The organism is Streptomyces sp. NPDC092369, from assembly GCF_044755245.1.
GTDB lineage: Bacteria > Actinomycetota > Actinomycetes > Streptomycetales > Streptomycetaceae > Streptomyces.
On sequence record NZ_JBIVQP010000008.1, the window covers coordinates 261,330 to 279,614 of the forward strand.

14 protein-coding genes are annotated in these 18,285 nt (G+C 70.9%); 6 read left to right on the plus strand and 8 right to left on the minus strand.

Features of this window, described 5'->3' with window-relative positions:
- Positions 1 to 44 precede the first annotated feature (44 nt).
- From ACIQI8_RS39145 to mshC, 4 genes are all read left to right on the plus strand, one after another.
- Positions 45 to 731 (plus strand): histidine phosphatase family protein, encoded by a 687-nt coding sequence (locus ACIQI8_RS39145; RefSeq protein ID WP_124002673.1) that lies wholly within the window; start codon positions 45 to 47, stop codon positions 729 to 731.
- Positions 732 to 807: 76 nt separating this feature from the next.
- Positions 808 to 1,398, plus strand: coding sequence for a DUF3090 domain-containing protein (locus tag ACIQI8_RS39150; RefSeq protein ID WP_124002674.1), 591 nt, complete (start codon positions 808 to 810; stop codon positions 1,396 to 1,398).
- A complete protein-coding gene (locus tag ACIQI8_RS39155; RefSeq protein ID WP_402361973.1) occupies positions 1,362 to 2,180 on the plus strand; it encodes an SCO1664 family protein in 819 nt (272 codons plus the stop codon). The genes ACIQI8_RS39150 and ACIQI8_RS39155 overlap by 37 nt, the downstream gene beginning before the upstream one ends.
- 118 nt (positions 2,181 to 2,298) lie before the next feature.
- Positions 2,299 to 3,528 carry a cysteine--1-D-myo-inosityl 2-amino-2-deoxy-alpha-D-glucopyranoside ligase gene (mshC, locus tag ACIQI8_RS39160; protein ID WP_402361976.1) on the plus strand — a complete coding sequence of 410 codons (1,230 nt, stop codon included), beginning with the start codon at positions 2,299 to 2,301 and terminating at the stop codon, positions 3,526 to 3,528.
- 93 nt (positions 3,529 to 3,621) lie between these two features.
- Here mshC and ACIQI8_RS39165 read toward each other — a convergent pair whose 3' ends face one another.
- The 8 genes from ACIQI8_RS39165 to ACIQI8_RS39200 form a co-directional block, all read right to left on the minus strand.
- Entirely contained in the window at positions 3,622 to 5,343 is a 1,722-nt protein-coding gene (locus ACIQI8_RS39165; protein ID WP_402361979.1) for a S8 family peptidase, read from the minus strand.
- Between the two features lie 112 nt (positions 5,344 to 5,455).
- Complete coding sequence (locus ACIQI8_RS39170) at positions 5,456 to 6,445, minus strand: PAC2 family protein (protein ID WP_402361982.1); 990 nt, start codon at positions 6,443 to 6,445, stop codon at positions 5,456 to 5,458.
- A gap of 195 nt (positions 6,446 to 6,640) precedes the next feature.
- On the minus strand, positions 6,641 to 7,312 hold the full coding sequence (locus ACIQI8_RS39175; protein WP_402361985.1) for a FadR/GntR family transcriptional regulator: 672 nt from the start codon (positions 7,310 to 7,312) through the stop codon (positions 6,641 to 6,643).
- A 121-nt stretch (positions 7,313 to 7,433) separates the two neighbouring features.
- Positions 7,434 to 8,186 carry a nucleoside phosphorylase gene (locus ACIQI8_RS39180; RefSeq protein WP_402361988.1) on the minus strand — a complete coding sequence of 251 codons (753 nt, stop codon included), beginning with the start codon at positions 8,184 to 8,186 and terminating at the stop codon, positions 7,434 to 7,436.
- A 180-nt stretch (positions 8,187 to 8,366) separates the two neighbouring features.
- Positions 8,367 to 9,983 (minus strand): FAD-dependent oxidoreductase, encoded by a 1,617-nt coding sequence (locus tag ACIQI8_RS39185; protein ID WP_402361991.1) that lies wholly within the window; start codon positions 9,981 to 9,983, stop codon positions 8,367 to 8,369.
- 40 nt (positions 9,984 to 10,023) lie between these two features.
- A complete protein-coding gene (gene glpK / locus ACIQI8_RS39190) occupies positions 10,024 to 11,562 on the minus strand; it encodes a glycerol kinase GlpK (RefSeq protein WP_124002682.1) in 1,539 nt (512 codons plus the stop codon).
- A 96-nt stretch (positions 11,563 to 11,658) separates the two neighbouring features.
- On the minus strand, positions 11,659 to 12,453 hold the full coding sequence (locus ACIQI8_RS39195) for an MIP/aquaporin family protein (RefSeq protein WP_402361994.1): 795 nt from the start codon (positions 12,451 to 12,453) through the stop codon (positions 11,659 to 11,661).
- Between the two features lie 338 nt (positions 12,454 to 12,791).
- Positions 12,792 to 13,565 carry an IclR family transcriptional regulator gene (locus ACIQI8_RS39200; RefSeq protein WP_402361997.1) on the minus strand — a complete coding sequence of 258 codons (774 nt, stop codon included), beginning with the start codon at positions 13,563 to 13,565 and terminating at the stop codon, positions 12,792 to 12,794.
- A gap of 306 nt (positions 13,566 to 13,871) precedes the next feature.
- Between ACIQI8_RS39200 and metH the strand changes: the two genes are divergently transcribed.
- Positions 13,872 to 17,390 (plus strand): methionine synthase, encoded by a 3,519-nt coding sequence (gene metH / locus ACIQI8_RS39205; protein WP_402362000.1) that lies wholly within the window; start codon positions 13,872 to 13,874, stop codon positions 17,388 to 17,390.
- 98 nt (positions 17,391 to 17,488) lie between these two features.
- Entirely contained in the window at positions 17,489 to 18,187 is a 699-nt protein-coding gene (locus ACIQI8_RS39210; protein WP_402362003.1) for an HAD family hydrolase, read from the plus strand.
- Positions 18,188 to 18,285: the final 98 nt, after the last annotated feature.

Genomic DNA, 18,285 nt, shown 5'->3' on the forward strand with positions numbered 1-18,285 from the left:
GCTCGCACTCCACCGCATCCGGTGGTGTGCCTACCCTGGGCCGCATGCCCACGTTGATCCTGGTCCGGCACGGACGTTCCACCGCCAACACCGAAGGGGTGCTCGCCGGCTGGACGCCCGGCGTCGCGCTCGACGAGCGCGGGGCCGCGCAGGCGGCCGCGCTGCCAGGCCGCCTCGCCGAGCTGCCGCTCTCCGAGATCGTCACCAGCCCGCTGCAGCGCTGCCAGGAGACGCTCGCCCCGCTGCTGGCGGCCCGCCCGGACGTCACCGTCCACACCGAGGAGCGGATCGGGGAGTGCCACTACGGCGACTGGTCCGGCCGCAAGCTCGCCGAACTCATGGACGAACCCCTGATGCAGGTCGTCCAGGCGCACCCGACGGCCGCCGCGTTCCCCGGCGGCGAGTCGATGCGGGCCATGCAGACCCGCGCCGCCGAGGCGGTACGTGAGTGGAACGCGCGCGTGGAGCGCGATCACGGCCCCGACGCCGTGTATCTGATGTGCTCGCACGGCGACATCATCAAGTCTCTTGTTGCGGACGCACTCGGACTTCATCTCGACCTCTTCCAAAGGATCTCCGTTGAACCGTGTTCCATCACCGCGATCCGTTACACACGCCTGAGGCCCTTTCTCGTGCGCCTCGGTGACACCGGTGATTTCACCTCCCTGGTGCCGCGCGAGGAGCCGCCGGCCGACGACGCCCCGGTCGGGGGCGGTGCGGGCGCACCGTGATCGTCGGGCGCAGTAGGGTGAAGCGGTCGCAATAGCGCCGGTCCCTTTGTCGATCCCCGATTCCAGGAGACAGGACGTGTCCCGTCAGGTGTTCCTCTACGACCCTCCGGACCGCTTCGTGGCCGGTACGGTCGGACTGCCCGGACGCCGTACGTTCTTCCTCCAGGCCACCGCAGGCCCCCGGGTGACCAGCGTGGCCCTGGAGAAGACGCAGGTCGCCGCCCTCGCCGAGCGCATGGAAGAACTGCTCGACGAGGTCGTACGGCGCAGTGGCGGCAACGCCCCGGTTCCGGCCGTGGTGCCCACCGAGATCTCCGACTCCGCCCCCCTGGACACCCCCGTCGAGGAGGAGTTCCGGGTCGGCACCATGGCCCTGGCCTGGGACGGCGAGGGCGAGCGCATGATCGTCGAGGCGCAGGCCCTGGTGGAGCTGGACGCCGACTCCGAGGAGGACCTCGCCGAGGCCGAGGAGCGCCTCCTCCAGGACGAGGAGAACGGCCCCCCGATGCTGCGGGTCCGGCTGACCGGCGCGCAGGCCAGGGCCTTCACCAAGCGCGCCCTGGACGTCGTCAACGCCGGGCGGCCGCCGTGCCCGCTGTGCAGTCTCCCGCTCGACCCGGAAGGACACGTATGTCCGCGCCAGAACGGATACCGCCGCGGAGCGTGAGCACGGCAGAGCTGCTGACCCGGGGCGAGCTGACGGTCCGCGGGCAGATCAGGGAAGCGTCCAACGCGGTGCTGTACTGCGCCGTCTCCCACGAGGGGGCGGAGGCCACCTGCGTCTACAAGCCGGTCCGCGGTGAGCGTCCCCTGTGGGACTTCCCCGACGGCACGCTCGCCCAGCGCGAGGTCGCCGCGTACGAGGTCTCCGAGGCCACCGGCTGGGGCCTGGTGCCCCTCACCGTGCTGCGCGACGGACCCTTCGGTGAGGGCATGTGCCAGCTGTGGATCGAGGGCGAGGCGGGTTCCGACCTGCTGGCCCTGGTCGACACGGAGGAACCGGCGCCGGGCTGGAAGGCGATCGGCCTCGCGGAGGTCGGCGAGGGCGAGACCGCGCTGCTCGTGCACGCCGACGACGAGCGGCTGCGTCGGCTCGCGGTCCTGGACGCGGTCATCAACAACGCCGACCGCAAGGGCGGGCACCTGCTGCCCACGAGCGGCGGCCGGCTCTACGGCATCGATCACGGCGTGACCTTCAACACCGAGAACAAGCTGCGCACCCTGCTGTGGGGCTGGGCGGGGGAGCCGCTGACCGCAGAGGCCGTCGACGTCCTCAAGGGCCTCCAGGAGGCGCTGGGAGCGTCGGGAGCGCTCACCGAGCGGCTCACCGGACTGATCACCGCGGCCGAACTCGACGCCACCCGCGCGCGCGTGGACGACCTGCTGACCTCAGGCAAGCACCCCGAGCCCAGCGGCGAATGGCCGGCCATCCCCTGGCCGCCCGTCTAGCGCCCCCTCGCACACCACCTCCCGCTGCACAACGGGCCGTACCGCGCAAGAAGGCCTTACCGGCCTTCCGGCCCGGTCCGGTTCGTATACGGAACATCCGTCCGGTTAGGCTCATGACATGCATGCCTGGCCCGCTTCCGAGGTCCCCGCCCTGCCTGGTCAGGGCCGCGACCTGAGGATCCACGACACCGCGACCGGCGGCCTCGTCACCCTCGACCCCGGTCCCGTCGCCCGTATCTACGTCTGCGGCATCACGCCCTACGACGCCACCCACATGGGACACGCGGCGACCTACAACGCGTTCGACCTCGTGCAGCGCGTGTGGCTCGACACCAAGCGCCAGGTTCACTACGTCCAGAACGTGACCGACATCGACGACCCGCTCCTGGAGCGGGCCCAGCGCGACGACGTCGACTGGACCGCCCTCGCCGAGCAGGAGACGGCCCTCTTCCGCGAGGACATGACCGCCCTGCGGATGCTGCCCCCGCAGCACTACATCGGCGCGGTCGAGGCGATACCCGGCATCGTCCCGCTCGTCGAGCGGCTGCGGGACGCCGGCGCGGCCTACGAACTCGAAGGCGACGTCTACTTCTCCGTCGAGTCCGACCCTCACTTCGGCAAGGTCTCGAACCTCGACGCGGCCGCCATGCGGCTGCTGTCCGCCGAGCGCGGCGGCGACCCCGAGCGACCCGGCAAGAAGAACCCCCTCGACCCGATGCTGTGGTTGGCCGCCCGCGAGGGCGAGCCCAGCTGGGACGGCGGTTCGCTCGGCCGCGGCCGGCCGGGCTGGCACATCGAGTGCGTCGCCATCGCCCTCGACCACCTCGGCATGGGCTTCGACGTCCAGGGCGGCGGCTCCGACCTCGCCTTCCCGCACCACGAGATGGGCGCCTCGCACGCCCAGGTGCTGACCGGCGAGTTCCCGATGGCCAAGGCGTACGTGCACGCCGGCATGGTCGCGCTCGACGGCGAGAAGATGTCCAAGTCCAAGGGCAACCTGGTCTTCGTCTCCGCGCTGCGCCGCGCAGGCGTCGACCCCGCCGCCATCCGGCTCGCCCTGCTCGCCCACCACTACCGCGCCGACTGGGAGTGGACCGACCAGGTCCTTCCCGAGGCCGAGGCCCGGCTGGCCCGCTGGCGCGCCGCCGTCTCCCGTCCCGACGGCCCGCCCGCCGAGCGGCTCGTCGAGGAGCTCCGCGAGGCCCTCGCCAACGACCTCGACGCCCCGGCCGCGCTCGCCGCGGTCGACCGCTGGGCGGCCCTGCAGCGGGACCGCGGCGGCAGCGACGAGGGCGCCCCCGGTGTCGTATCGCGTGCGGTGGACGCCCTGTTGGGCGTGGCGCTCTAGCAACGGGTCGGCAGACAGGGGCGGTTCCTCGCGAGCGGGGAGCCGCCCCTTTGTCATCTCAAGCAGCAGGAGTGCGTCAAGCACCCGGGCGCGTCACCCCGTCACGACCAGCCCGACGATCTCGTCGTCCGAGAACCACACCCGGACATCGGGCCGTCCGCTCGCGAAGGCGGAGTGCACCGCCTGGCGGATCTCGGGGGAGGGGCGGTTGAGGCTGCGCCAGGCGCCGGCCACGAACAGGCGGAGCCTGGGCGGGAGTTCGGGCGGGTACGGCAGCAACTCGTCCCAGTACCTCTCGGCTTGGCCGGAGCCGACGGCGTGCGGCAGCAACTGGCCGACCGCCGCCTTGATGTCGGGCCGGTTGCCGATCCGCTGCGATGCGGGCCGGCCCGGCGCGTCCTGCTGCGGGGAACCCGAGGCCCGTAGGACCGCGCGGGCCCGTTCCGGGGTCATCGGTGGCCGGGCTGCGGCCTTGAGCATGCCCTGCAGCGCGGCCAGCGCGCCGGCCACCACCGGGGACGCGGCGGAGGTACCGGAGAACCTGTCCGTGTACCAGGCGATCTCCTCGGGCCCGCCCTGAAGGTCGCCGGGCCCCTCCCAGGAGCCGCCGGTGGTGGTGACCTCCTGGCCCCAGCCCTGCGCGTCCACGCGGGCGCCGTAGTTGGAGAACGCCAGGCGTGACCGGTCCGGGCCGTGGTCGCGCCCGTGCGTGCCGGGCGGCGGCGCGCCCGCGCCGACCAGGACGGCCCCGGAGGAGCGGTGGACGGGGTTGAACGGGTTGCGCCACCACTCGGGGAATTCGTCGGGGCGGCGCTCGTACAGCGCGTCGTCGAGCGACTCGCCGCCGTTGCCCGCCGCTGCCACCACCAGGACGCCTCTGGCGGTCGCGTAGCGGACGGCCGCGTAGTCGTCCGGCCACCACTCGATCGCCAAGTAGCCGCGCTGGTCCTCGCGTTCGGCGTACTCGAAGCGCGGTCCGGGGCGGTGGAGTTCGACCAGTACGAGGTCTCCCGGGCCGAGCCGGTCGGCCGCCGCGCGGATCGCCGCCGCCGTGCCGATGCCCTGGACGGACGCGGCGGCGGTGACCGCCTCCGGCACGATCCCCGTGACCCCGGACTCGCCCCGGTCGCCGCCGATCACCCCGATCGCGGCGGTGCCGTGGTTGCGCCACGCGAGGTCGGCCAGCGGGGTGCCGATCACGACCCCGGCGAGCCGCCGCCCGGCCAGATCCTCGTGCCCCAACTGCCAGGCGCCTTCCACGTCGATGACGGTCACCCCCTGCCCCGACCCGCCGGGCCGCTGCCAGGCCCAGTGGGCGTCCGTCCCCTCGGGCGCCGGGCGCAGATAGCCCTGCCGGCCGGTGAAGTCGGGCGTGACCGGGGTGTCTGCCGTGAGGCCGCGGTCGTCGTCGGCCACCGTGGCGGGCACGGCGCCGGGCTTCACGTAGGCCGTCGCTATCCCCGGCAACGCGGCGATCCGCGCCCGCAGTTCACGGGCGCGCCCCTCGCCGCCGCGCAACCGGTAGAACTGCGCGAGGTCGGGCCCGTCGTCCGCCGCGTCCGTCGTCCGGAGGCGCACCTCGCTGCCGAACAGCGGCTCCAGCACGAGCCGTTCCTCGGCGAGGAACAGATCGAGCGCCGACACGTCGACGTCGACGGCCGAGCGGACGCCCTCGGCCCCGGCCCGCAGACCGGCCTCCGGCCGGGCGACGACGATCAGCTCCGGCTCGGCACCCCGGTACGCGAACCCCGCTCCGTCGGGCCCCGGCCCCCAACCCTCGCCCGGATCCCCCGCCCGCTGTACCTGCTCGCTCATCGGATGCGGCCCCCTTCCCCCGTCACGTGAAGACCCTCGTGTACCTGAAAAAGCTCGTGAAGACCCACGGCACATGAAGAAGGGCGGTGCGCATCGCGCACCGCCCTCTCGTTCATTCCTCCGAGGAATCGTCGTCCTCGGTATCCGGTTTGGGTGGTTTCGGTGGCCGGGTGCGCCCGCTGGGGTTGTCCCGCCGGTACGTGCCCGGTGCCGGACCGTCCCCGCCCTCCGTGGCGTGCCCGCCGGCACCGCCCGGACCGGAACCGTCCCGGCGCCGCAGATACCGTTCGAACTCACGGGCGATCGCCTCGCCCGACGCCTCCGGCAGCTCCGCGGTGTCCCGGGCCTCCTCCAGCGTCTGGACGTACTCGGCGACCTCGCTGTCCTCGGCGGCCAGCTGGTCCACGCCGACCTGCCAGGCGCGCGCGTCCTCGGGCAGTTCGCCCAGCGGGATGCGCACGTCGATCAGGTCCTCCAGGCGGTTGAGCAGCGCCAGCGTCGCCTTCGGGTTCGGCGGCTGCGACACGTAGTGCGGTACGGCCGCCCACAGACTCACCGCCGGTACGCCCGCGTGCGTGCAGGCCTCCTGGAGGACGCCGACGATGCCCGTGGGGCCCTCGTACTTGGTCTCCTCCAGGTCCATCCGCTGCGCCAGGTCCGCGTCGGACGTGGTGCCGCTGATCGGGACCGGACGTGTGTGCGGGGTGTCACCGAGCAGCGCGCCGAGGATGACGACCAGCTCCACGCCCAGCTCGTGCGCGAAGCCCAGCAGCTCGTTGCAGAACGAACGCCAGCGCATCGACGGTTCGATCCCGCGCACGAGCACCAGGTCACGCGGCTTCTCGCCGCCGATCCGGACCACCGAGAGGCGGGTCGTCGGCCACGTGATCTTGCGTACGCCGGCGTCCATCCACACCGTGGGGCGGTTCACCTGGAAGTCGTAGTAGTCCTCGGCGTCCAGCGCCGCGAACACCTCGCCCTTCCACTCCCTGTCCAGATGTGCGACCGCGGCGGAGGCGGCGTCACCGGCATCGTTCCAGCCCTCGAACGCGGCCACCATGACCGGGTCGATCAGCTCGGGTACCCCCTCGAGCTCGATCACCCAGGCCTCCTTCCGACGTGCCCTCGCTTGACCACCCAACCTTACGGCGTGCGGCGGGGGCGCCCGCAGCCCCCTTGCACGGGGGAGTGAACGGATCACTGCCCCGTCCGAGCCGCTCGAACACCCAAGATCGCCACCCGCGGCCACCCCGGCGCCCCAGGGCCCGTCCGGCCGACCTCGTCGCCCCGTGGGCGCTCACAGCGAGGCGCGCAGCCACTGCTCCACGCTCGCGATGTGCACCGTCGCCCACGAGCGCGCCGCCTCCGCGTCCCGGTCGTGCAGGGCGGCCAGGATCGCCCGGTGCTCGCGCAGGGTGCGGCTGACCGCGTCCTCCTGGGTGAGGCCACGCCAGATACGGGCCCGGGTGGTGGGCCCCGACAGTCCGTCGAGCAGCGAGCAGAGCACGGAGTTGCCGGAGCTCTGCACGATGCCCCGGTGGAAGTCGAGGTCGCAGGCGACCAGCTCCTCCACCGACGGCGCGTCGCCCAGCTTGTCCAACTGGGCGGAGAGCGCGCCCAGTTGCTGCTCGCTGATCCGGGTGGCGGCCATGGCGGTGGCGGCCGGCTCCAGGATCCGCCGAACGGCCAGGAACTCAAGGACCGTGTCGTCGCGGTGGAAGTCGACGACGAAACTCAGCGCCTCCAGCAGGAGTTGCGGGTCCAGGCTGGTCACGTACGTGCCGTCGCCCTGGCGCACGTCCAGGATGCGGATCAGCGACAGGGCGCGCACGGCCTCCCGCAGGGAGTTGCGCGACAGCCCCAGCTCGGCGGCGAGTTCGCTCTCCTTGGGGAGTCGGTCCCCGGGGCGCAGCGCGCCGGAGACGATCATGCCCTTGATCTTCTCGATCGCCTCGTCGGTGACTGCCATGCCCGGCCTCCAAGTCGTCCCCGCATGCCTGTTGAGACATCCGATGTCTTACGCCATTATGGCGGTTCAGTGGGCTGAACGGGACGCCGAATGCGCAGGTGGCCCCCGATCGGGTCGCCGTTCAGGCCCCGTTCGACTCCGCCAGCAGCCGCAGCGCCTCCAGGGACACCACCGCTCCACGCTCGACGCCCGCCGCGACGACGTCCCGGTGCGGGTCGTACCCGCCGGTGGCGTCCTCGTCGACCAGCTCGTCGGCATTGGCCCCGTCGATGACGACGACCCCGCCGGCCACGAGCCCGCGCAGCGACGCCGTCACCAGCAGCGCGGACAGCTCCATCTCGATCGCGGCAAGGCCGGCGCCCTGGTAGGAGAACAGCGGGATCAGCCCTGGCTGGAAGGCCGCCCGCGTCCACACGATCCCCCGGTGATGCGGGGCACCCGCCTCGCGCGCGGCCCGCTGCAGGGCCAGCACCGCCTCGGGGGAGGCGTACGCCGGATACTCCGGCGGCAGCAATTGCTGCGTCACCCCGTCGTCCCGCACGGCCGCCTCCGCGATGACCAGGTCGCCGTCACCGATCCCGGGCTTCATCGCCCCCGCCGTACCGAACCGCAGAAAGGTCCGCACCCCCGCGTCGGCCAGCTCCTGGAACAGCAGAACCGCCCCCGGCGCCCCCACCCCGTGCGAGGCCACGGTCACCCCCAGCCCCTTCCAACTCCCGCGGAACACGCGGTACTCGCGGTGGTACGACACCTCGACGGCACCGTCCAGCAGCGCGGCGACGAGCGCGGCCCGCGCAGGATCACCGACCACCAGGGTCCAGGGGGGAAGCCCGGTGCGGGGGACGCGGGTGATGGGCAGGAGGTCCTGAGGCATGAGGGAGGCTCCAGAGAAAGAAACGGTGAGGCTTTGACGCCGGTCAGGGCAGCACCCTAGGGGCGCGGGGCTGTTATCGATATGCGGCTCCGCCGCGTGAGCGCGACCAGCCACAACGAACCCGCACCCGGCAGAAAAGGGCGGCCCCCACGACGAGGAGCCGCCCTTCCCACACCAACGTCACTTCTTGTCGAGCAGATCCTGAACCTTCGCGCGTACCTCGTCCGTAGCCAGCCCCCGAATCGTCAACGTCGTACGCCTGCGCAGCACGTCATCCGGCGTCTCGGCCCACTCGTTGTCCCGCGCGTACACGACCTGCGCCCAGATCTCCGGCGCGTCAGGATGTACCCGCTCGCCCAACTCAGGGCTCTCGTTCGCCAGCCGGGCGATGTCGAAGGCCAACGATCCGTAGTGCGTGGCGAGATGCTTCGCCGTGTCCGCGGCCATACGAGGACCAGGCGCCGGATTGTCCACCAGCAACCGGTGCGCGACAGCACGGGGGTTGGCCACACCAGGCAGCGGCAGCTTCTTCGGCAGCGACGAGATCGGTTCGTAGTCGTCACCCAGCGGAGCGCCCGGCAGCGACTCCAGCTGCTTCATGACGGTACGGCCGATGTGCCGGAAGGTCGTCCACTTGCCGCCCGCGACGGACAGCATCCCGCCGCGGCCTTCCGTGACGACGGTCTCGCGCTTGGCCTTGGCCGTGCTGCCCGGCCCGCCCGGCAGCACGCGCAGGCCCGCGAAGGAGTACGTGATCAGGTCGCGGGAGAGCTGCTGGTCCCGGACCGAGAACGCGGCCTCGTCCAGGATCTGGGATATGTCCTTCTCGGTGACCGAGACGTCGGCGGGGTCGCCCTCGAACTCCTCGTCGGTGGTGCCGAGCAGGAGCATGTCCTCCCACGGCAGCGCGAAGGTGATCCGGTACTTGTCGATCGGGGTCGCCAGCGCGGCCTTCCAGGGCGCGGTGCGCTTCAGGACGAGGTGCGCGCCCTTGGAGAGGCGGATGGAGGGGGCCGCGTCCGGGTCCTCCAGCTTGCGCAGGTGGTCGACCCACGGGCCGGTCGCGTTCAGCACCAGCCGGGCGTTCACGCCGAACTCGTCGCCGGAGACGCGGTCGCGCAGCTCGGCGCCGGTGACCCGGCCCCGGGTGAAGCGCAGGCCGGTGACCTCGGCGTGGTTGAGGACGACCGCGCCCGACTCGACGGCCGCGCGGACCGTCATCAGCGCCATGCGCGCGTCGTTCATCTGGTCGTCGCCGTACACGGCCACGGCCTTGAGGTTCTCGGTACGCAGCTCGGGCACGTCCTGCGCCGCCTTGGCGGGGGAGAGGAGGTGGCCGACGCCGTCGCCGAACGCGGAGAGCGCGGAGTAGGCGAAGACGCCCGCCCCGAGCTTCGCCGCGCCGTGCGGCCCGCCCTTGTACACGGGGAGGTAGAAGGTGAGCGGGTTCGCCAGGTGGGGGGCCACCTGGCGGGAGACCGCACGGCGCTCGAAGTGGTTCTCCGCCACCAGCTTCACCGCGCCGGTCTGCAGATAGCGCAGACCGCCGTGGAGCAGCTTGGAGGAGGCGGAGGAGGTGGCGCCGGCGAAGTCGCCGGCGTCGACCAGGGCCACCCGCAGACCGGACTGCGCGGCGTGCCAGGCGGTGGAGATGCCCAGGATGCCGCCGCCGATGACGAGAAGGTCGTACAACGCCTTGGCGAGCTGCTCCCGGGTCTCGGCGCGGCTCGGGTTGGAGCCGGAGGCCGGGCGCGTGCCCAGGGCAGGCACGGACTGCAGGGTGGACTGACTGGTCATGTCGGGTTCTTACTCCTCGTCAGAGCTGTTGAGGGGGTGCTCAGCTCTCGTCGTCGAGCCAGCCCATGGTCCGCTCGACGGCCTTGAGCCAGCTCTTGTACTCACGGTCGCGCTTCTCCGCGGCCATGTTGGGGGTCCACTCGGCGGCCCGGCGCCAGTTGGCGCGCAGGTCGTCGGTGCTGGTCCAGAAGCCGACGGCGAGACCGGCGGCGTAGGCGGCACCGAGGCAGGTGGTCTCGGCGACCATCGGGCGCACCACGGGGGCGTCCACGAAGTCGGCGAGGGTCTGCATCAGCAGGTTGTTGGAGGTCATGCCGCCGTCGACCTTGACGGCCGCGAGCTCGACGCCGGAGTCCTTGGTCATGGCGTCGGTGATCTCACGGGTCTGCCAGGCCGTGGCCTCCAGGACGGCGCGCGCGAGGTGTGCCTTGGTGACGTACCGGGTCAGGCCGGCGATCACACCGCGGGCGTCGGAGCGCCAGTACGGGGCGAACAGACCGGAGAAGGCCGGCACGAAGTACGCGCCGCCGTTGTCCTCGACCGAGAGCGCGAGCGTCTCGATCTCGGCGGCGGTGGAGATCAGGCCCATCTGGTCGCGCATCCACTGCACCAGCGAACCGGTGACGGCGATGGAGCCCTCCAGGGCGTAGACCGCCTTCTGGTCGCCGATGCGGTAACCGACCGTGGTGAGCAGGCCGTTGTAGGAGTTGACGGGCTTCTCGCCGGTGTTCATCAGCAGGAAGGTGCCGGTGCCGTACGTCGACTTGGCCTCGCCCTCGGCGAAACAGGTCTGGCCGAACAGGGCCGCCTGCTGGTCGCCGAGCGCCGAGGCGACCGGGATGCCGCCGAGCAGGTCGCCCAGCTTGCCGCCGGTGACCTCGCCGTAGACCTCGGCCGAGGAGCGGATCTCCGGGAGCATGTTCAGCGGGACGCCGATGGACTCGGCGATCTTCTCGTCCCACTGCATGGTGTGCAGGTTCATCAGCATGGTGCGGGAGGCGTTGGTGACGTCGGTGACGTGCCGGCCGCCGTTCACCCCGCCCGTCAGGTTCCAGATGACCCAGCTGTCCATGGTGCCGAAGAGGATGTCGCCCGCCTCGGCGCGCTCGCGCAGGCCCTCGACGTTGTCGAGCAGCCAGCGGGCCTTGGGCCCGGCGAAGTAGGAGGCCAGCGGGAGGCCGGTCTCGCGGCGGAAGCGGTCCTGGCCGACGTTGCGGCCGAGCTCCTTGCAGAGCGCGTCGGTGCGGGTGTCCTGCCAGACGATGGCGTTGTGGACGGGCTCACCGGTGTTCTTGTCCCACAGCAGCGTGGTCTCACGCTGGTTGGTGATGCCGATGGCCTTGATGTCGTCGCGGGTGATGCCGGCCTTCTGGATGGCCCCGGCGACGACCTCCTCGACGTTGGTCCAGATCTCGGTGGCGTTGTGCTCGACCCAGCCCGGCTTCGGGAAGATCTGCTCGTGCTCCTTCTGGTCGACGGAGACGATACGGCCGTCCCGGTCGAAGACGATGCAGCGGCTGGAGGTCGTGCCCTGGTCGATGGCCGCGATGAACGGTCCGGCGGTGTGCGCGTCGGTCACTGTGTGCTCCTGGGGTTCCGTGGGTGGAGGGCGGCTGTCTTACGGCGCGGTGCTGATGAGCGAGTACGGCTCGGTGCGGCTGTGCACTCGATGCTCTTAAGCAAAGGCGACGTTGTAGATGCCTGCAGCGATCGCGCCTCCGATCAGCGGACCGACCACCGGGATCCAGGCGTAGCTCCAGTCGGAGCCGCCCTTGTTGGGCAGCGGCAGGAGGGCGTGCACGATGCGCGGACCCAGGTCACGGGCCGGGTTGATCGCGTACCCGGTGGGGCCACCGAGCGACAGACCGATGGAGACCACCACGAACGCGGTGATCAGGGCGCCCAGGGTGCCCAGGCCGTCGCCGTTGCCGTTCAGGCCCTGCGTGAGGATGGCGAGGATCAGGACGACCGTGCCGATGATCTCCGTGGCGAGGTTCTGCACCACGTTACGGACCTCGGGGCCGGTGGAGAAGATGCCCAGGACCGGTCCCGCGCCCTTCTCCTGCGCCTCGACGGCCTTGGCGGACGTGGCCTGCGCACCCGGACCGCCGACGATCTCCCTGTCGGTCAGGTGCGCCTGGAACTGGCCGTAGTAGGCCACCCAGACCAGGGTCGCGCCGATCATGGCGCCGAGGAGCTGTCCGCCCCAGTAGACCGGCACGTTGTCCCAGCCGCCGTCCTTGATGGCGAGGGCGAGCGTCACGGCCGGGTTGAGGTGGGCACCGGAGAGCGGTGCCGAGATGTACACGGCCGTCATGACGGCGAAACCCCACCCGAAGGCGATGGCGAGCCAGCCGGCGTTACGTGCCTTGGAGGCCTTCAGCGTGACGGCGGCGCACACGCCACCGCCGAGCAGGATGAGTACGGCGGTACCTATGGTCTCGCCGATGAAGATGTCGGAGCTGGACACCCGCGACTCCTTTGTCCTTCGTCCAGGGGACCGAACCCCGGGTCCCTCCGGGAGTTCGAGCTGCTCTCGGGGTGAGAGCGTTACCGGCCCTTGGCGTTGTCACACTCTAACGCGTATTGCCGGTAGGTGTTCGACAATGTCGACCGATGGACGGGAGTCTCGCTCCGGCGTTACGCGTGCGTCAAGGGTTGTGTTGTCCAAACCGCGATCGTTATGGATTGCTGTGGGCCGTCGATCTTGGCGTGGGGCACCTGTCAAGTGTCGCCCCATATGTCCACTTCAGGGTATGGCTGAAGCCGGAACACCGAAATGGCGTTCCGGCAGCTCACACCGACTTCTCAGAACCGGCCGCCACCAAGGTCGCGGGAGACCGAGCGGGCGCAGTCCCGCACCGCCGCGATCAGCTCGGGCCGCAGCGCGCCCGGCTCGTCGGGCCGGCACACCCGCTCCACCGCGCCGGCGATGCCCACGGCACCCACCGGCATGCGCCGCCGGTCGTGGATGGGGGCGGCGACCGAGGCCACGCCCTCCCAGGTCTCCTCCACGTCGGCCGCGTAGCCACGCGCGCGGGTGAGGTCGAGGATGTGCTCGAAGTCCGCCGCCTCGGACACCGTGCGGTCCGTGAAGGGCTTGCGGTCGGCCTCCAGCGCCTCGCTGTGCGCCACCGGGTCGTACGCCGCGAGGACCTTGCCCAGGGCCGTGGAGTGCAGCGGCTGCATGGCACCGATCTCCAGCACCTGCCGGCTGTCGTCGGGCCGGAAGACGTGGTGCACGATCAGTACGCCGTGCTGGTGAAGGACGCCGAGATAGACGCTCTCGCCGCTGGACCGGGCCAGGTCGTCCGTCCACACCAGCGCCCGCGCCCGCAGCTCGTGCACGTCGAGGTAGGTCGTCCCCAGCCGCAGCAGCTCCGCGCCCAGCTGGTAGCGCCCGGAGGTGTCGTCCTGCTCGACGAAGCCCTCCTGCTGCAGGGTGCGCAGGATCCCGTGCGCGGTCCCCTTGGCGAGGCCCAGCGACGAGGCGATGTCCGAGAGGCCGAGCCGCCGCTCGCCGCCCGCGAGCAGGCGCAGCATCGCGGCCGCCCGTTCGAGCGACTGGATGTTCCGTGCCATCGCCGTCCTGCCTCCGTCCCCTCGACCGTCCGGTGTGCTTCGTAGCCGCCACCGTTCGGCAATGTCGAACACTACCGGTCCATGCCGACCTCCCGCCAACAGTCCGTCGGTTCCGGTCGCGTCACTCGTATGTCACCCGCGCGTCACTCGTATCCCACAAGTGGCGCGCCGGTCATCCTCGTCCGTCCCGTGGACTCTCCGTCCACGGGGCGGCGGACCCGGTTACCCTGGCGAGGTGCGCCCACCGCGGAGAGTTCCACGGACCGCGCAAAGCCGACAGCCGTCGCACCTAAAGGGAGCCCTTTCATGGCCTCGTCGCCACTGACCCCTTCCGCCGACAGCCGGACCCGTGTGTCCGCGCTCCGTGAGGCGCTGGCCACCCGAGTGGTGGTCGCCGACGGAGCGATGGGCACCATGCTGCAGGCCCAGGACCCCACTCTTGAGGACTTCGAGAACCTCGAGGGCTGCAACGAGATTCTGAACATCACCCGGCCGGACATCGTCCGTTCGGTTCACCAGGAGTACTTCGCTGCCGGCGTGGACTGCGTCGAGACGAACACGTTCGGTGCGAATCACTCCGCGCTTGGCGAGTACGACATCCCCGAGCGCGTGTACGAGTTGTCCGAGGCCGGTGCCCGCATCGCCCGCGAGGTCGCCGACGAGTTCACCGCCGAGACCGGACAGCAGCGCTGGGTCCTCGGCTCCATGGGACCTGGCACCAAGCTGCCGACGCTGGGCCACGCCCCGTACACGCTGCTGCGTGACGCCTACCAGCGGAACGCCGAGGGCATGCTCGCCGGTGGCGCCGACGCGCTGCTCGTCGAGACCACCCAGGACCTGCTCCAGACCAAGGCCTCGGTGCTGGGCGCCCGGCGAGCCCTGGACGCGCTCGGCGTCAGTGTCCCGCTCGTCGTCTCGGTGACCGTAGAGACCACCGGCACCATGCTGCTGGGCTCCGAGATCGGCGCCGCGCTCACCGCCCTGGAGCCGCTCGGCATCGACATGATCGGCCTGAACTGCGCGACCGGCCCGGCGGAGATGAGCGAGCACCTGCGCTATCTCGCCCGCCACTCCCGCATCCCGCTGTCCTGCATGCCGAATGCCGGCCTCCCGGTCCTTGGCAAGGACGGCGCCCACTACCCGCTGACGCCCCCGGAACTCGCCGACGCCCAGGAGACCTTCGTACGCGAGTACGGCCTTTCTCTGATCGGCGGCTGCTGCGGTACGACCCCGGAGCACCTGCGCCAGGTCGTCGAGCGCGTCCGGGGTATGGTGCCGGCCGAGCGCCACCCACAGCCCGAACCCGGCGCCGCCTCCCTCTACCAGACGGTCCCGTTCCGTCAGGACACCGCCTACATGGCGATCGGCGAGCGCACGAACGCCAACGGCTCGAAGAAGTTCCGCGAGGCCATGCTGGACGGCCGCTGGGACGACTGTGTGGAGATGGCCCGCGACCAGATCCGCGAGGGCGCCCACATGCTGGACCTGTGCGTGGACTACGTCGGCCGCGACGGTGTCGCCGACATGGAGGAGCTGGCCGGCCGCTTCGCCACCGCCTCCACGCTGCCGATCGTGCTCGACTCCACCGAAGTCCCGGTCATCCGGGCCGGGTTGGAGAAGCTGGGTGGCCGCGCGGTCATCAACTCCGTCAACTACGAGGACGGCGACGGCCCCGAGTCCCGCTTCGCGAAGGTGACCAAGCTCGCCCAGGAGCACGGTGCCGCGCTGATCGCGCTGACCATCGACGAGGAGGGCCAGGCCCGTACCGTCGAGACCAAGGTCGCCATCGCCGAGCGGCTCATCGAGGACCTGACGACGAACTGGGGCATCCACGAGTCGGACATCCTCATCGACACCCTGACCTTCACCATCTGCACCGGTCAGGAGGAGTCCCGCAAGGACGGCATCGCCACCATCGGGGCGATCCGCGAACTCAAGCGCCGCCACCCGGACGTGCAGACCACGCTGGGTCTGTCGAACATCTCCTTCGGCCTCAACCCGGCCGCCCGCATCCTGCTCAACTCGGTCTTCCTCGACGAGTGCGTCAAGGCGGGCCTGGACTCCGCGATCGTGCACGCGTCGAAGATCCTGCCGATCGCCCGGTTCACCGAGGAAGAGGTGCAGACCGCCCTCGACCTCATCCACGACCGCCGCGCCGAGGGCTACGACCCACTGCAGAAGCTGATGGCCCTGTTCGAGGGCGCCACCACCAAGTCCCTGAAGGCGGGCCGCGCCGAGGAGTTGGCCGCCCTCCCGCTGGACGAGCGGCTCAAGCGGCGGATCATCGACGGCGAGAAGAACGGCCTGGAGACCGACCTCGCCGAGGCGTTGGAGACCCGACCCGCCCTCGACATCGTCAACGACACGCTCCTGGACGGCATGAAGGTCGTCGGCGAGCTGTTCGGCTCCGGCCAGATGCAGCTGCCGTTCGTGCTCCAGTCCGCCGAGGTCATGAAGACCGCGGTGGCCTATCTGGAGCCGCACATGGAGAAGTCGGACACCGAGGGCAAGGGCACCATCGTGCTGGCCACCGTGCGCGGCGACGTGCACGACATCGGCAAGAACCTCGTCGACATCATCCTGTCCAACAACGGCTACACCGTCGTCAACCTCGGCATCAAGCAGCCGGTCTCCGCGATCCTGGAGGCGGCCGAGGAGCACCGGGCCGACGTCATCGGCATGTCAGGGCTCCTGGTCAAGTCCACGGTGATCATGAAGGAGAACCTGGAGGAGCTCAACCAGCGGGGCATGGCGGCCGACTTCCCGGTCATCCTCGGCGGCGCCGCCCTCACCCGCGCCTACGTCGAGCAGGACCTGCACGAGATCTACGAGGGCGAAGTGCGCTACGCCCGGGACGCGTTCGAGGGCCTGCGCCTGATGGACGCGCTGATCGGCGTCAAGCGCGGTGTGCCCGGGGTGGCGCTGCCCGAGCTGAAGCAGCGCCGGGTGCGCCCGGCCGCCGCCGCCGCGGAGGTCGAGGAGCGGCCCGAGGAGGGCCACGTCCGCTCCGACGTCGCCGTCGACAACCCGATCCCCGAGCCGCCCTTCTGGGGCACCCGCGTCATCAAGGGCATCCAGCTCAAGGAGTACGCGAGCTGGCTGGACGAGGGCGCGCTGTTCAAGGGCCAGTGGGGCCTCAAGCAGGCCCGCACCGGCGACGGTCCGACGTACGAGGAACTGGTGGAGACCGAGGGCCGGCCCCGGCTGCGCGGCCTGCTGGACCGGCTCCAGACGGACAACCTCCTCGAAGCGGCCGTCGTCTACGGCTACTTCCCGTGCGTCTCCAAGGACGACGACCTGATCCTCCTGGACGAGCGGGGCAACGAGCGCACCCGCTTCACCTTCCCGCGCCAGCGCCGCGGCCGCCGGCTCTGCCTCGCCGACTTCTTCCGGCCGGAGGAGGCGGGGGAGCCCGACGTCGTCGGCCTCCAGGTCGTCACCGTCGGCTCCCGCATCGGCGAGGAGACGGCCCGGATGTTCGAGGCCAACGCCTACCGCGACTACCTCGAACTGCACGGCCTGTCCGTCCAGTTGGCCGAAGCGCTCGCCGAGTACTGGCACGCGCGCGTGCGTTCGGAACTGGGCTTCGCCGGTGAGGACCCGACCGACGTCGAGGACATGTTCGCCCTGAAGTACCGGGGCGCCCGCTTCTCGCTCGGCTACGGCGCCTGTCCGAACCTGGAGGACCGGGCCAAGATCGCCGACCTGCTCCAGCCGGAGCGCATCGGCGTCCACCTGTCCGAGGAGTTCCAGCTCCACCCGGAGCAGTCCACGGACGCGATCGTCATCCACCACCCCGAGGCGAAGTACTTCAACGCACGTTGATCGGACAAGTCGTATACTGGTCGGTCCACCGCAGGCCGGTCGCCTCTCTGTGAAAAAGAGGCGGCCGGCCTGATCGTCCCTCAAGGAGGTGCGCCAGGATGACCAGTACGGTCCCCGCGCTCGGAACCCGTACGGCCGAAGGCTCAGCCCTGCAGGCCGTACTCCTCGACATGGACGGCACCCTGGTGGACACCGAGGGCTTCTGGTGGGACGTCGAGGTGGAGATCTTCGCCCGCCTCGGCCACCAGCTGGACGACTCCTGGCGCCATGTCGTGGTCGGCGGCCCGATGACCCGCAGCGCCGGCTTCCTGATCGAGGCCACCGGCGCCGACATCACCCTCGCCGAGCTGTCCGTCCTGCTGAACGACGGGTTCGAGGACCGCATCGGACACGCCCTGCCGCTGATGCCGGGAGCCGCCAGACTGCTCGCCGAACTCTCCGAGTACGAGATCCCCACGGCCCTCGTCTCGGCCTCGCACCGGCGCATCATCGACCGCGTGATCGCCTCGCTCGGCGCCCATCACTTCGCGCTGACGGTGGCCGGGGACGAGGTGCCGCGCACCAAGCCGCACCCCGACCCGTATCTGGCCGCCGCGGCCGGCCTCGGCGTGGACCCGGCCAGATGCGCCGTCGTCGAGGACACGGCGACCGGCGTCGCCGCGGCCGAGGCGGCGGGCTGTCACGTAGTCGTGGTGCCCTCGGTGGCCCCCATCGGCCCGGCCGCGGGGCGCACGGTGGTGTCCTCCCTGGAAGACGTCGACCTGGCATTTCTGCGCGGAGTGATCACCGCTCGATGACGGAAATGCGTCGGCCGTTCACCCAGCGTGCAACATCGATACGGCGGTAATTCCCCGAGCCCGCGTGCGGAGGAATTGGAATCGCGGCGGATGGCCGA

Bases quoted from the DNA above. Each gene is read 5' to 3' on its own strand.
- ACIQI8_RS39155 (WP_402361973.1), top strand. From the start codon at position 1,362: ATGTCCGCGCCAGAACGGATACCGCCGCGGAGCGTGAGCACGGCAGAG.
- metH (WP_402362000.1), top strand. From the start codon at position 13,872: ATGGCCTCGTCGCCACTGACCCCTTCCGCCGACAGCCGGACCCGTGTG.
- ACIQI8_RS39180 (WP_402361988.1), bottom strand. From the start codon at position 8,186: ATGCCTCAGGACCTCCTGCCCATCACCCGCGTCCCCCGCACCGGGCTT.
- ACIQI8_RS39210 (WP_402362003.1), top strand. From the start codon at position 17,489: ATGACCAGTACGGTCCCCGCGCTCGGAACCCGTACGGCCGAAGGCTCA.
- ACIQI8_RS39185 (WP_402361991.1), bottom strand. From the start codon at position 9,983: ATGACCAGTCAGTCCACCCTGCAGTCCGTGCCTGCCCTGGGCACGCGC.
- ACIQI8_RS39165 (WP_402361979.1), bottom strand. From the start codon at position 5,343: ATGAGCGAGCAGGTACAGCGGGCGGGGGATCCGGGCGAGGGTTGGGGG.
- mshC (WP_402361976.1), top strand. From the start codon at position 2,299: ATGCATGCCTGGCCCGCTTCCGAGGTCCCCGCCCTGCCTGGTCAGGGC.
- ACIQI8_RS39175 (WP_402361985.1), bottom strand. From the start codon at position 7,312: ATGGCAGTCACCGACGAGGCGATCGAGAAGATCAAGGGCATGATCGTC.
- ACIQI8_RS39145 (WP_124002673.1), top strand. From the start codon at position 45: ATGCCCACGTTGATCCTGGTCCGGCACGGACGTTCCACCGCCAACACC.
- ACIQI8_RS39200 (WP_402361997.1), bottom strand. From the start codon at position 13,565: ATGGCACGGAACATCCAGTCGCTCGAACGGGCGGCCGCGATGCTGCGC.